11 protein-coding genes are annotated in these 13,073 nt (G+C 56.1%); 3 read left to right on the top strand and 8 right to left on the bottom strand.

Annotated features, from left to right (window positions below; all coding sequences use genetic code 11):
* Positions 1-53 precede the first annotated feature (53 nt).
* On the bottom strand, positions 54-1,307 hold the full coding sequence (locus tag ACYVHC_RS02285) for a competence/damage-inducible protein A (protein ID WP_460612039.1): 1,254 nt from the start codon (positions 1,305-1,307) through the stop codon (positions 54-56).
* 99 nt (positions 1,308-1,406) lie between these two features.
* Here ACYVHC_RS02285 and ACYVHC_RS02280 point away from each other — a divergent pair, with 99 nt between their 5' ends.
* Together ACYVHC_RS02280 and ACYVHC_RS02275 are read left to right on the top strand one after the other, a co-directional pair.
* Positions 1,407-2,228, top strand: a complete 822-nt coding sequence (locus tag ACYVHC_RS02280) for a DUF4197 domain-containing protein (protein ID WP_460612038.1) — start codon at positions 1,407-1,409, stop codon at positions 2,226-2,228.
* Positions 2,229-2,342: 114 nt separating this feature from the next.
* Positions 2,343-3,110, top strand: a complete 768-nt coding sequence (locus tag ACYVHC_RS02275) for a DUF4197 domain-containing protein (protein WP_460612037.1) — start codon at positions 2,343-2,345, stop codon at positions 3,108-3,110.
* Positions 3,111-3,195: 85 nt separating this feature from the next.
* Here ACYVHC_RS02275 and ACYVHC_RS02270 read toward each other — a convergent pair whose 3' ends face one another.
* From ACYVHC_RS02270 to ACYVHC_RS02240, 7 genes are all read right to left on the bottom strand, one after another.
* Positions 3,196-3,558 carry a hypothetical protein gene (locus tag ACYVHC_RS02270; protein WP_460612036.1) on the bottom strand — a complete coding sequence of 121 codons (363 nt, stop codon included), beginning with the start codon at positions 3,556-3,558 and terminating at the stop codon, positions 3,196-3,198.
* Positions 3,559-3,802: 244 nt separating this feature from the next.
* Positions 3,803-4,435 carry an ABC transporter ATP-binding protein gene (locus tag ACYVHC_RS02265; protein ID WP_460612035.1) on the bottom strand — a complete coding sequence of 211 codons (633 nt, stop codon included), beginning with the start codon at positions 4,433-4,435 and terminating at the stop codon, positions 3,803-3,805.
* 102 nt (positions 4,436-4,537) lie between these two features.
* On the bottom strand, positions 4,538-5,338 hold the full coding sequence (gene lpxA, locus ACYVHC_RS02260; RefSeq protein ID WP_460612034.1) for an acyl-ACP--UDP-N-acetylglucosamine O-acyltransferase: 801 nt from the start codon (positions 5,336-5,338) through the stop codon (positions 4,538-4,540).
* Positions 5,339-5,424: 86 nt separating this feature from the next.
* Positions 5,425-6,819, bottom strand: coding sequence for a bifunctional UDP-3-O-[3-hydroxymyristoyl] N-acetylglucosamine deacetylase/3-hydroxyacyl-ACP dehydratase (locus ACYVHC_RS02255; protein WP_460612033.1), 1,395 nt, complete (start codon positions 6,817-6,819; stop codon positions 5,425-5,427).
* 98 nt (positions 6,820-6,917) lie between these two features.
* Positions 6,918-7,958 (bottom strand): UDP-3-O-(3-hydroxymyristoyl)glucosamine N-acyltransferase, encoded by a 1,041-nt coding sequence (lpxD, locus tag ACYVHC_RS02250; RefSeq protein ID WP_460612032.1) that lies wholly within the window; start codon positions 7,956-7,958, stop codon positions 6,918-6,920.
* 21 nt (positions 7,959-7,979) lie between these two features.
* On the bottom strand, positions 7,980-9,791 hold the full coding sequence (locus tag ACYVHC_RS02245) for a hypothetical protein (protein WP_460612031.1): 1,812 nt from the start codon (positions 9,789-9,791) through the stop codon (positions 7,980-7,982).
* Positions 9,792-9,882: 91 nt separating this feature from the next.
* A complete protein-coding gene (locus tag ACYVHC_RS02240) occupies positions 9,883-11,112 on the bottom strand; it encodes an HD domain-containing protein (RefSeq protein ID WP_460612030.1) in 1,230 nt (409 codons plus the stop codon).
* Between the two features lie 337 nt (positions 11,113-11,449).
* On the opposite strand from ACYVHC_RS02240, the gene porX reads away from it, so the two are divergent.
* Positions 11,450-13,018 carry a T9SS response regulator signal transducer PorX gene (gene porX / locus ACYVHC_RS02235; protein WP_460612029.1) on the top strand — a complete coding sequence of 523 codons (1,569 nt, stop codon included), beginning with the start codon at positions 11,450-11,452 and terminating at the stop codon, positions 13,016-13,018.
* Positions 13,019-13,073: the final 55 nt, after the last annotated feature.

Genomic DNA, 13,073 nt, shown 5'->3' with positions numbered 1-13,073 from the left:
CATGTGCTACCTAAGTGGATCTGTGCCTCGGCTTCTTTCTAGAACTACACATGCTAGTCCTTGGGTAAGCTCAGTCGCAGCAGGTTCAAGGCCATGGTGGTGGTGTATTCCAGATTTAGCTGCCGGCCACGGTCAAAGCTGATTTGCTTCGTGACGGTGCGGTGCGCATCAGCGTAGGCAATGCATACCGTGCCAACGGGCTTTTCCGGGGTGCCTCCATCGGGGCCGGCAATGCCGCTGGTTGCTAGGGCCACATCAACGCCCAACTGCTGGCGTAAGCCTTCGGCCATTTCGGCTACGGTGGCTTCGCTTACGGCCCCATGGGCAGCTAGTGTTTCGTGCTTTACACCCAACTGGCGCTGTTTTATATCGTTGGAATACGCAATGATGCTACCCTGGAAATAGCGGGAACTGCCCGGAATGCTGGTAAGCCGATGCGCTAGCAAGCCACCAGTGCAACTCTCGGCGGTGCCTAGGGTAAGGCCGCGCGCTTGCAACTGCTGACCCACAGCTTCTTCCAGCTTGATTTCTCCTACGGCAAAAATATGGTCGCCGAGCAAGGTGCGTAGTTCAGGTAACAGGGCTTCCATGCGGGCCCGCAGGTCGGGCTGGCCATCGTCGTGGCCGGTGAGGCGCAGGCGCACGCCGCCGAGGTACGGCAGGTACGCTAGCTTCACGTTGGGTGGTAAGGCCGTTTCCCACGCTTCTATCTGCTGCGCCAGAAACGACTCGCCCAGGCCCACCGTCTGTACTACTACGTGCTCAATGGCGGGCGTTTGGAAGTGTTGCTGCAGGCGAGGGAGTACCTCATGGGTCATCAGGTACTTCATTTCGTGCGGCACGCCGGGCATGCTCACAAACACGGTTCCCTGGTTCTCAAACCACATGCCCGGCGCCGTACCCACGGCATTGAACAGCACCTCGCAGGCAGCAGGTACCAAGGCCTGTTGGCGGTTTACTTCCAACATAGGGCGGTTGAAGCGCCGAAAAAAGCCTTCGACGTGCTCCAGGGTAGGCTGGTGCATCACAAGCTCGGAGCTGAAATAGCGGGCCAGCACGTGCTTGGTCAGGTCATCTTTGGTAGGGCCGAGGCCGCCCGTCATCAGTACCACCTGGGCACGCTGCCGGGCTAGGTCGAGGGCAGCCACAATCTCATCGGCCCGATCAGAAACGCTGGTAATCTGGCGGACGCGTAGCCCTAGCTTGCCCAGCTCCTGGCCCATAAAAGCCGAATTGGTGTCGATGACCTGCCCATAGAGCAGTTCGTCGCCGATAGTCATGATTTCAACGTCGGGAATGATAGGCATAGAAGGGGGAGTTAGGAGGAGTGCCGGATTTGGCGCAATATTGGCAACTCGTCGGCTAACAACGCCATACTGGCTTTCTGGTTTACCTTTTTTTGTTTTATGACCCCGCTCCGTACCCTGGCCCTCGGCCTCACGCTCACCTTGGCCACCGCGCAACTTGCCGCCGCCCAGACGAAAACCACGACGAAAAAGACGGCCACAACTAAAAAAACTACGGCCGCCAAAAAGAAAGCGCCCGTTAAAAAAACAACAACCGCCACCAAGGCCACTGCTACAAAAGTGGTTACTACCCCCGTTGTAGTAGCTAAAGCCCCGCTTACGGCTGAGGAAGCCAGCGGCGGCCTGCGCGAAGCCCTCAGCCAGGGCGTAAGCCGGGCCGTAGCGCAAGCCGGGGAAACCGACGGATTCAATGCCAACGCCGATATCCGAATTCCTTTTCCGCCCGAAGCAGAGCTAGTAGCCGCTACGCTGCGCAAGGTGCGGGCCGGGGGCTTGGTCGATAATTTTGAGGTAGCGCTGAACCGGGCCGCCGAAACGGCTTCCGCCCAAGCCAAGCCTATCTTCCTGAACGCGGTGCAAAACCTCACGCTGCAAGACGCCCTCACGCTGGCCACCAGCAAGGAAAACGATGCCGCTACCACCTTGCTGTATGAAAAAACGGCTGCTAACCTCCGCACCGCTTTTCAGCCCACGGTTCAGCAGTCCCTGGAGCAAACGGGCGCCATCCGGCTGTATGCTGAAATGGTAGCACGCTACAATAAGATACCGCTCGTGACGCCGCTAAACCCGCAGCTGGTGCCGTATGCCACTGAAAAAACTGTGGATGGTTTGTTTTCTCTGATTGCCGCTGAAGAAGTGCGTATTCGTCAGAATCCGGCGGCCCAGGGCAGCGCCCTACTCAAGCGAGTGTTTGGCAAGTAAACGAGGCCAGTTTAGCAACGCCTCGGGGCTAGGAAATCAGCGGCTGGGCCGAGAGCAAAGTTGGTCCGGTTTCTGCCAAGTATAGCTCAACATCTGTTTTGCAATTCTGTCGCCATGACGTACCGCCACTTCCTTGCATTGCCCTTAATTTTGCTGGGATTAAATTTCAGCGCTTCGGCCCAATTCAGCTTGTCCAAGCTGGGTGATATTCTGCGGAATTCGAAACCTACCACTTCTTCCAGGACCACCCAAACGGGTAGCACCGGCAGCATTACGCAGGATGAAGCGGCTCGTGGCTTAAAGGAGGCTCTGACCCTAGGCATTAGCAAAGGCGCAGACCAAGCCTCCCAGCAGGACGGCTTCTACCTCAACAAGCTCATTCGAATCCCGTTTCCTCCTGATGCTCAGCGGGTGGCTACTACGCTACGTTCCATTGGCCTGGGTAGCCAGGTTGATAAGTTTGAGCTGAGTTTGAACCGTGGTGCCGAGCAGGCGGCCAAAAGCGCTAAGCCCATCTTCCTGACGGCTATCAAAAGCCTCACGTTTAAGGATGTATGGGGAATTCTGACGGGTGAGAAGAACGCCGCTACCAACTACCTCAAGCGCACAACTACGGAGCAGCTCACGGTGGCCTTCAAGCCCATTGTGCAGCAAAGTCTCAACCAGGTGGGCGCTACCCGTTACTATACTGACCTGACCACGCGCTACAACCGCATTCCGCTGGTAAAGCCCGTGCAAACCGACCTGAACCAGTACGCGACCGGCAAGGCTATTGATGGCCTCTTCACGCTGATTGCGCAGGAAGAAGCCAACATCCGAGAAAACCCCATGGCACGCACCACAGAGCTGCTAAAGCGGGTTTTCGGTAAGAAGCAGGGCTAGTAACGTTTCAGTGATAAAAGCAAAAAGCCCGCCCCTGTTAAGGGACGGGCTTTTTTGTTGATACAGAAGCCAAGCGTACTAGGTCCTAGTAATCGTCATAGTCGGAGTTGCGGCTGCTGTTGCGTGAGCTGCCGGAGCGACCGTACTCGTCGGTGTCATCGTCGGAGAAGTCATCGTCATCCAGGTCGTCGAGCGAGCTGAAGCTGGTGCTGCCATCGGGGTCTTCAGTCGCTTCGGCCGTGGCAAACTCGTCTTCCGTCATGCTGGCCAGGTCCAGGGCCTCGTCGTGCGAGGAGCCCGTGTCGCGCCACATCAGGTAGTCGGCGTATTTGGCAGAAAGTTGGTCTTCGGAGTTGCCGCGAGTTTTGCTGCCGCCGGTTTTGGCGAAGTTATCTATCTCGTCATCGTCGAAGAGGTCATCGTCGAGGTCGTCGTCGTATTGTCTCATGGCCTTGCTAGGGGCGGTAAGGGTGAAAAAACGGGATGAAGGCGCCGCGGCGTTTCAGATGCGAAGATACGCGCGGATTACTTGTCAGGGTTACGAAGTGAGCTTCTGGTTCAGCTAAAAAAGCAGGTCAAATCAACTGTTCAGGCACATGCAGCGCTGGAATTTATTTTTGAACGGGAGCAGTTCACTTCCCAAAGCAGAGCTTCCTTCCACCTAAAATAAGCGGTTGTTGCCACATTTGAGGCTAGCGAGCAGCTTGCGCGCCAAAATCAGTAATCAGCAGTTGAGCTTGGCAGAAGTCATATTCCTCCGGCACATTGCTTGAAACCAGCACTGTGCGGCCCGGAAGCGTAGCGTGCACGTGCTCCAGATACCATTCCACGCCGGTGCGGTCAAGGTTCGTTGTCGGCTCGTCGAGCAGGAGCAAGGGGGTAGCTGCATACAGGGCGAGGGCCAGCTTTAAGCGCTGCTTCATTCCGGAGGAAAAATCGCGCACCAGCTTATGCCGCGACTTTTCCAGATACATCAGGCTGATGAGCTGCGTAGCCGTGATGCCCGCCTGTAGTGGCTTAAAGCGGGTATGAAATTGAATGTGCTCCGCTAGGGTAAGCTCCTCAATCAGCTCCAGGTAAGGCGCCGCATACGCCAGCAGCCTAGGTACTTCCTCCACCTCAACCGTCTGGCCCTGCAGCGTATAGGCCACCGTGCCAGCCGTAGGCAAAATCTGCCCCGACAGGGTGTTGAGCAGCGTGCTCTTGCCGGCACCATTGGGCCCCAGAATGGCTGTGGCGGTACCGGGCTCAAAGGTGTGCGTCAGGTTCCGGAAAATCCAGTCGCGGGCAAAGCGCTTACCGAGCCCGGTCGCGGTAATCTGCATAAGTGAGGGAAGAAGGAGTTACGCAAAAGCGGTGACCTAGTACGCCGGAGCCAAGGGCGCCTAGCTACCAGCTCACCGCTCGTGTTGGCTGCTAAAGAAAGACTATTCGCCCGAGCCGTTGCTGCTGCGGCCGTAGCCCTTGATAACGCCCCGACCAGAGTTGCGAATAAAGTTTACTACCTCGTCGCGCTCCGGAGAAGGCGCCAGCTCCAACTCAATCTGCTCTAGGGCGGTGGCATTGTTCAGGCCGCTCATAAACAGCAAGCGGTACAGCTGCTGAATCTCTGAAATTTTCTGATCAGAGAAGCCCCGGCGGCGTAGCCCAATGCTATTGATGCCTGCGTAGCTAAGCGGCTCACGCCCGGCTTTCACGAAGGGCGGTACGTCCTTCCGAATCAGAGAGCCACCCGAAATCATGGCATGAGCGCCCACCCGCACAAACTGGTGAATGGCCGACGAGCCGCCGATGATGGCATAGTCGCCAATTTCAACGTGCCCGGCCACCTGCACCGTGTTGGCCAGAATGCAGTTGTCGCCGATAACACAGTCATGCGCAACGTGCACGTAGGCCATCAGCAGGCAATTGGCGCCCACTATGGTCTTGAGCTTATCCACGGTACCGCGGTTAATCGTCACGCACTCCCGAATCACGGTATTGTCACCAATATGCACGGTGGTTTTTTCACCGGCAAACTTCAGGTCCTGGGGTTGCGCAGCAATAACGGCGCCCGGGAAAATCTTGCAGTTTTTGCCAATGCGGGCCCCAGCCATAATCGTGACGTTGGGTCCAATCCAGGTGCCATCCCCAATTTCCACGTCCTTGTCAATGGTAGTGAACGGCTCCACTACCACGTTTTGGGCAATCCGGGCTTCGGGGTGAATATAGGCGAGCGGCTGGTTCATTCTTGATTGGTTATGAATTACAAGCTAGTCAGCTGAAGGCTAGCGCGGTATGGCAAGGAGCAGCTTAGTAGTTGTAACTCCACAGGTTATGCGGTTTTGCGGACGATGCTAGCGGACATTTCGGCTTCCATGACCACCTTCCCGTTCACGAAGGCTTTGCCGCTCATTTTGGCAATGCCGCGCTTGATGGGGGCCGTGAGGTCGCACTTGAAAATGATGGTGTCGCCGGGCTTTACCATGCGGCGGAACCGGCAGTTTTCAATGCCTAGGAAGTAAGTCCAGTAGTTTTCGGGGTCCGGTACGGTGTTCAGTACTAGAATGCCGCCGGTTTGGGCCATAGCTTCAATCTGGAGCACGCCTGGCATCACGGGGTTGCCGGGGAAGTGGCCCGGAAAGAAGGGCTCGTTCATCGTCACGTTCTTCACGCCCGTTACCGTGTTGGCATCCAGGTGAATGATTTTATCGATGAGCAGGAACGGGTAACGGTGGGGCAGGATGGCGGCAATCTTGTTGATGTCCATCACCGGCTCTCGCGAGGGGTCATATGATGGAATAGGGCTGGTGTGCGCCTCCATCATCTTCTTTTTGATGCGCTTGGCAAACGCCACGTTGGCCGCGTGGCCGGGGCGCGCCGCCAAAATTTGCCCTTTAAGCGGGCGGCCTACTAGGGCCAAATCGCCAACCAAGTCCAGGAGCTTGTGGCGGGCGGGCTCATTTTTGTAGCGCAGGTCTACGTTGTTGAGGATGCCTTCCTTCTTGACGGCCACTTTGGGCTTGCCGAGCATGGTAGCCAGGTCGCTGAGCTCATCGTCGCTAACCACGCGGTCTACTACCACAATGGCATTGCTTAGGTCGCCGCCTTTAATGAGGTTTTGCTTGTAGAGCGCCTCTAGTTCGTGCAGAAAGCAGAAGGTGCGCGACGAGGCAATTTCCGTTGCAAACTGATCAATATGCGTAAGCGAAGCATGCTGCGAGCCTAGTACCGGCGAGTTGTAGTCCACCATCACCGTGAGGCGGTAGCTGTTCAGCGGCAGGCCAGCAATTTCCACGGCCCGGGCGTTATCTACGTAGCGGATTTCGTCGGGAATCTCGAAGTAGTTGCGTAGGGCGTTCTGCTCTTCTAAGCCTACTTCCTGCAGCGGCTTAATGAACTCAAAGCTGGAGCCATCCATAATGGGCGGCTCAGGGCCATCCAGCTGAATCAGGACGTTATCAATCTGAAGGCCAACCAGGGCCGCCAGCGTGTGCTCCACCGTATTTACGCGGGCGCCGTTCTGCTCAATGGTGGTGCCGCGCGAAAGGTCTACTACGTTGTCTACGTCGGCATCCACGATGGGCTGGCCGGGCAAATCGATGCGCTGAAACTTGTAGCCGTGGTTGATAGGAGCGGGGCAGAACGTCATGGTGGCCTGCACGCCCGTATGAAGGCCAATGCCACGCACGGTGACGGGGGCCTTGATCGTATGTTGCTTGTCGTTCATTGGTTGAGTTGTCCGTTGCGAGTTGCCGGTTTCCAGCGCAGTCGGAACACGACTTGGCAACCGGCAACTGGCAACTCACAACTCTGAGGGGTGCAAAGCTAGGGCTTTTCCGCTTCGGATTGGTTGCGCTCCAGCTGAGTTAGACGGCGTTCCAGCTCAGGCAGGTGCCGAAACACGGCGTTGGACCGCAAACTATCGCGGAGGTTGAAGGCCGGGGAGCCCTGCAGAAACACGCCTTCTTCCTTAATGGACTTGCCTACGCCCGATTGGGCCGTAACGGTGGTGCGGTTTGCTAGGGTCAGATGACCGGCCAACCCCACCTGGCCCGCCAGCACGCAGAAGTCGCCGATTTTAGTTGAGCCCGAAATGCCAGCTTGGGCCGCTACCACGGTGTGGCGGCCTATTTCGACGTTGTGGGCAATCTGGACGAGGTTATCGATTTTGGCGCCCTCACGGATAATAGTGGAGCCCATAGTGGCGCAGTCGATGGTGGCGTTGGCGCCCACGCTCACATTATCTTCCAGCACCACGTTGCCAATTTGCGGAATGGTGCGGTAAGAGCCATCAGGCTGTGGCGCAAAGCCAAAGCCATCGGAGCCGAGCACCGCGCCGGCATGAATGGTGCAGCGCGCCCCAATAACGGTTTCGGCGTATACTTTGGCCCCGGCATAGAGAATGGTGCCATCCCCAATTTTGCACCGGTCGCCGATGTACACGTGGGGGAAAATCACCACGTCATTCCCAATTTCACAGTTCTCGCCAATATAGGAGAAGGCCCCGCGGTAGTGGTTGTCGCCGATGCGGGAGCTAGCGCCCATATAGGCGGGCTCCTCCACGCCGCGTTTGCCGGTGCGGGTGGCCTGCTGATAAAACTCCAGCAGGGTCGTAAAGCTGGTATAGGGGTCGTCGACGCGAATGAGGGCAGCGTTGGTGGGCTGCTTAAGCTCCAGCGTACGACTCACGATGACGGCTGAGGCGCCCGTTGTGTACAGATGATGCTCGTATTTGAGGTTGGCCAGAAAGGAGAGGGCACCTGCCTGGGCTTCTTCAATTTTTGCCAGTCGATCAATGCGCTGCGTGGCGTCACCTTCCACTGCTCCGCGCAGTACTTCTGCTATCTGACCTACGGTAAATTCCATCAGGCAAAAGTAGAGAAATATCTATTTCCTGACGTTGGGTGCCGCTGCACTTGTTCGGGGCGCTAGGCCCGCTGCCGCTGCAGTCGGTTCCCAAATCGTTACCCAGCCGTCAGAATAAGCGGAACGGTAAGCTCCGGCAGCTATCCAGCTGGGCAATGGTCGCTGTCCTCTGGCCACTACCAAATAGTCGTAGTGGGCAGGGGGGCTAGCCGAGGCCTCAAATAAGTGCAGCGGGTAACCGGAAACCGTGGCGTAATGATGAAAATAGAGCTTGTGGAACGGCGCTTCAAAGAGAACTTTATGCGGCTTGCGTTGCTCCAGCCACGCATACGTTTGTTTGAGTTGTTGCTCTTGAGCGCGGGCATTGCGCAGGTAGTGGCGGTACAAAACTGTTTGGTAGCTGCCGTACCCTAGTAGCATGAATCCAAGCAGCGGCAGCACCTGCCGGGTTGCCAGCCGTTTGGTGCCTAGTAGCCAATCGGCGGCCAAGGCAGCAGCCAGGAAAAAAAAGAACGTGGCGTACATCAGCACCCGGGCCGAGGCATACACCCGCTGCAAAGGCATAAATAAAAAGGGAAGCAGCACCACAACCAGGGCTGGCACAGCTACACGCCGGTGCGCGGCAGGCAATAGGGGCAATACTCCGAATGATAGGAGCATTACGCCCAGAAAAGCTGCCACACTCAGCCGCTCATGACCAAATAACTCGTGGGCTGGCTGCTGCAAATAGGAGAGATAGTTGGGCCAGAACAAGGAAAGCGGCTGCGGAGCTACGTACTCATTGCCAGTAAGAGCTTGCAAGCCGGAAACGCAAATAATCGGCCCATACAGTACTAGGGTGCCCAGCACGATACACCCGCCCGCTCCGAGCACATGGCCCAGCGCCGCGTAGTCGCGCCGACGCAAAAACACCACCGTCAGCCAAAAGCCTAAGGAAGCCAGCGGGTAGGCATAGGTTGGGATGGTGTACATACCTAGTACGCCCGTTATCACGAATACGCCCCAGCCTAGCCGCTGATAGTGCTTGGAATGCAGAATGGCCAGCGCCGCCAAAAACTGCAGGATGGCCAGCGTAATCAGCAGAAAATAACCGCGCCCCACCACGGCGTAATACACACTCAGCGGGGAGAAGCAAAAAAGGCCCACCGCCAGCGTTGCCACCCGGAAGTTAGTAAGGCGCAGCAGCAGCGCATACGTAACCAGCGTGCCAAACAGGCTCACCACCAGCGTAGGAACCCGCAGAATCAGGACATCATGGTGAGTAAACCAACTCACTACCCAGCAGCTAAGGCTAAACAGGATGTGGTTGTTGGGAATAGGGTAGAAGCTGGTAATAGCTACCGGCCCGCCGCGCACAAAGTAGTCATAGGTTGCTACCTCATCGGTGCCTAGCGGATACACCAGGAAATAATAGATCCGCAGCGCTAGCACTCCTACTAGCACCAAGCCCCCCAGCCACCGTTCCGCCTTCGACAACCGCGCCAGCGCTTCGCCTACACTCGCCAGTGCATGATGAAGTTCCTGCCGGCACACGCGTAGCTCAGGCGCTAGCCTTCGTTTCCATAATAAGTAGGCTATTATTAGGCTTGCCCCTACAACGCAGGCTAGTAAACCAAACCGCAGCTGGGCAAAACGCGCGGCGGTTACCTGTAATACAAACTCAGGTAAGGCGTTGCGCTCATAAATAGCGTGGCGCAAGGCCTGCAAATCAGGAATCGAGACGGAGCTATACAGCAGACTTAGGCTGCCGCTGATACCTAGTAAAAACAGCGCCAGCAACCCCACTGGCAGCGAAGTACTGCCTGACTTAATACGTTGGTTTACAACAAACATACAAGAATACAATGCCCAGCCTCGTGACCAGCGCCGCACTAGGTCGCCTCAAGGCTAGAGCCTAAGGCAGCAGGCCAAACTATAGTAGAGGTTAGAGTATTTCCTTGGGGTAGCAGATGTAGTGTTTCTCTACCCGCTGACTAATTGCCCGAATGTTGGGCAGATCGGAGGCCTCGGCCACGTTTACTACTTTACCGCGCTTCGTGAGTACATCAATTGGGTCCTGGCCGTCGGCATCGTAGGCATTGTTGCTGATGCGGCCCGTGAGCATGAGCTGGGCAGCATCTTTGGCCGGCAGGTGAAAGTGCTCGGAAATCAGCTCCACAATGCCTAGCTGGAAATCGTCGTCAAATGGCTCACTCTGGAGCGTGATTTTAAACAGGTGCCGATCGAGGAGGCTTTGGGCAAGGTAGTTGAGTACTTTATCGGGGTGGTCGGCCCAGAGCTTCACGGCGCCCCACACATCCGTATCATCAAGGCGGGTAAAGCGGCGCAGAATCTCATCGTCCTGCTCAAACTCTTGCTGCGTTACGTTGCGCGACAGAAAGTAGTGCAGGTTAGGCGAGGAGGGCACCTCTATACCGGCCAGCACCAAATCACGCGCCCGCTGCATAATCCGGATGACCATTTGCTCGGCTGAGGTAACGGTTTTGTGCAGGTACACTTGCCAGTACATCAGGCGGCGGCTCACCAGAAAGTTCTCGATGCTGTACACCGCTTTTTCCTCTAGAACTAGGCGTTCATCTACCACCGTCAGCATTTTAATCAGGCGGTCGGCACCGGGGCGGCCTTCCTGCACGCCAGTATAAAACGAGTCGCGGTTTAGGTAATCCAGCCGGTCCATGTCGAGCTGGCTGCTCACGAGCTGGTGGAAAAAGGGCCGGGAATACGTTCCTTCAAAAATCTCAATGGCTAGGTCCAAAGAGCCGTCAAACTGGCTATTTAGCTTGCGCATGAGGTGCAAACTCAGCTCCTCGTGGTGCACATCATGAAAGATGCTGCGCTCCAAGGCATGAGACAATGGGCCGTGCCCTACATCGTGCAGCAGGATGGCCGCCATGGCCGCTTCGCCTTCCTTGGCTGAAATTTTTACACCTTTGTCTTTCAGCGTCCGCAGGGCCAGCGTCATGAGGTGCATGGCCCCGAGGGCATGGTGGAAGCGGGTATGCAGGGCGCCGGGGTACACAAAACTGGTAAGGCCCAACTGCTGAATCCGGCGCAGGCGCTGAAAATACGTATGCTCAATCAGGTCAAATAGCAACTCCGTTGGGATGGTGACAAAGCCATACACCGGGTCGTTAAAGATTTTCTTTTTGTTCATAAAGGGGTGCGCCACGCTTCAGCTGTGCGCATCGGTAAACGTAAGCAGTACGGCACGGTTTAGCTAGTAACACGAGGCCGCGCTCGGCTGAGTGATAATGCCAATTCAGCATTTTTCGGCTTCTTTACGGCCGAGTTGATGCATGAAGTATAGCAGAACCAAAATTTTTAGAATCAAAAAACAGGGATTGGGAGTAAAGCTACTTACGAAACTTCAGTTGCAACCCATAACCGCTATTTCGGCTCTGTAGAGCCTAGTAGTGGCAGGCAGCGCTGAGCAGGCTCGTTCCACCATTCCGGGCGCAAGGGCGCCGGGGTACATTCTACATTCCCTTTCCATGCAACAATACAGCATCCTCTGGGCCGATGACGAAATCGACCTCCTGAAACCCCACATTCTCTTCCTCAAGGAAAAAGGCTACGACGTAACGGGCGTGAATTCCGGCGCCGATGCCTTGGAGCAAATTCAGGAGCAGACCTATGACATCGTGTTTCTGGATGAAAACATGCCCGGTCTCTCGGGCTTGCAAACCCTCACCGAAATCAAGGCGGTGCGCCCCACGGTGCCCGTGGTGATGATTACCAAGAGCGAGGAAGAGCACATCATGGAGGAGGCTATCGGCTCCAAAATTGCCGACTACCTCATCAAACCCGTGAACCCCAACCAGATCCTGCTGGCCGTAAAAAAGGTGCTCGACAACAAGCGCCTGGTAAGTGAGAAAACCAACAGCGGCTACCAGCGCGACTTCCGCCAGCTGGGTATGCAGCTTTCTGACCGCCTGACCCCTAGTGAATGGGCCGAGGTATACAAGAAGCTGGTGTACTGGGAGCTGGAAATCAACGAGACGGAAGGCAAAAGCATGGCCGAAGTCTTCAACATGCAGAAGGACGAAGCCAACACGTACTTTGGCCGCTTTATCACGGAGAATTACGAAGACTGGGTAAACGGCGACGACAAAGACGCCCCGCTCATGTCGCACCAGCTCTTCAAGGAGCGCGTGTTCCCGATGCTCAAGGAAACCGGCGATACCCCCGTGTACTTCCTGCTCATCGATAACCTGCGCTACGACCAGTGGAAGGTGCTGGAGCCCATCATCGCCGAGCTGTTCACCGTCGATTCGGAGGAGACGTACTACAGCATTCTGCCCACTACCACGGCGTATGCGCGTAACGCCATCTTCTCGGGCATGATGCCTGGCGAAATCCAGAAGAAATACCCCAACTTGTGGGTGTGGGACGACGACGACGAAGGCAAGAACATGCACGAGGCCGAGTTCATGGAAATCATGTTCCAGAAAGCCGGTCAGAAGCATAAGTTCAGCTACCACAAGGTTACCAACCTGCAAGCTGGCAAAGACCTGCTGGGCAAAATGGCCAACCTGCACAACAACTATAAGCTGAACGCCATCGTCTACAACTTCGTGGACATGCTCTCGCACGCCCGCACCGACATGGCCATGATTCGGGAGCTGGCCGCCGATGAGTCGGCGTACCGCAGCATCACCAAATCGTGGTTCCTGCACTCGCCGCTGTATGAAATGCTGCAAGTGATTTCGGAGAAGAAGGGCAAACTCATCATCACCACCGACCACGGCACCATTCGGGTGAAGCGCCCCTACAAGATTGTGGGCGACCGGAATACGAACACCAACCTGCGCTACAAGCACGGCAAAAACTTAGGCTTCGATGACTCGCGCGACGTGTACACGGTACGCAAGCCAGAGAACATTTTCTTGCCCCGCGAAAATGTAAGCACCGCCTACGTGTTCACGGTGGGAGACTACTTCTTTGCCTACCCCAACAACTACAATTACTACGTGAACTACTACAAGGACACGTTCCAGCATGGCGGCATATCTCTGGAGGAATGCATTATTCCCTACGTGGTGCTTAGCCCGAAAGGGTAGCTAGTAAACCACCAAAGGCTAGGTACTAGCTGGCCTTTGGTGTAAAAGGCAACTG

Source organism: Hymenobacter seoulensis (genome assembly GCF_054780535.1).
The sequence above is the reverse complement of the archived record's forward strand: the minus strand, read 5'-3'. Positions and strand labels throughout refer to the sequence as shown.

What these genes read in the sequence shown, in the direction of transcription:
- ACYVHC_RS02285 (WP_460612039.1), bottom strand. Translation starts at nt 1,307, where the DNA reads ATGCCTATCATTCCCGACGTTGAAATCATGACTATCGGCGACGAACTG.
- ACYVHC_RS02280 (WP_460612038.1), top strand. Translation starts at nt 1,407, where the DNA reads ATGACCCCGCTCCGTACCCTGGCCCTCGGCCTCACGCTCACCTTGGCC.
- ACYVHC_RS02275 (WP_460612037.1), top strand. Translation starts at nt 2,343, where the DNA reads ATGACGTACCGCCACTTCCTTGCATTGCCCTTAATTTTGCTGGGATTA.
- ACYVHC_RS02270 (WP_460612036.1), bottom strand. Translation starts at nt 3,558, where the DNA reads ATGAGACAATACGACGACGACCTCGACGATGACCTCTTCGACGATGAC.
- ACYVHC_RS02265 (WP_460612035.1), bottom strand. Translation starts at nt 4,435, where the DNA reads ATGCAGATTACCGCGACCGGGCTCGGTAAGCGCTTTGCCCGCGACTGG.
- lpxA (WP_460612034.1), bottom strand. Translation starts at nt 5,338, where the DNA reads ATGAACCAGCCGCTCGCCTATATTCACCCCGAAGCCCGGATTGCCCAA.
- ACYVHC_RS02255 (WP_460612033.1), bottom strand. Translation starts at nt 6,819, where the DNA reads ATGAACGACAAGCAACATACGATCAAGGCCCCCGTCACCGTGCGTGGC.
- lpxD (WP_460612032.1), bottom strand. Translation starts at nt 7,958, where the DNA reads ATGGAATTTACCGTAGGTCAGATAGCAGAAGTACTGCGCGGAGCAGTG.
- ACYVHC_RS02245 (WP_460612031.1), bottom strand. Translation starts at nt 9,791, where the DNA reads ATGTTTGTTGTAAACCAACGTATTAAGTCAGGCAGTACTTCGCTGCCA.
- ACYVHC_RS02240 (WP_460612030.1), bottom strand. Translation starts at nt 11,112, where the DNA reads ATGAACAAAAAGAAAATCTTTAACGACCCGGTGTATGGCTTTGTCACC.
- porX (WP_460612029.1), top strand. Translation starts at nt 11,450, where the DNA reads ATGCAACAATACAGCATCCTCTGGGCCGATGACGAAATCGACCTCCTG.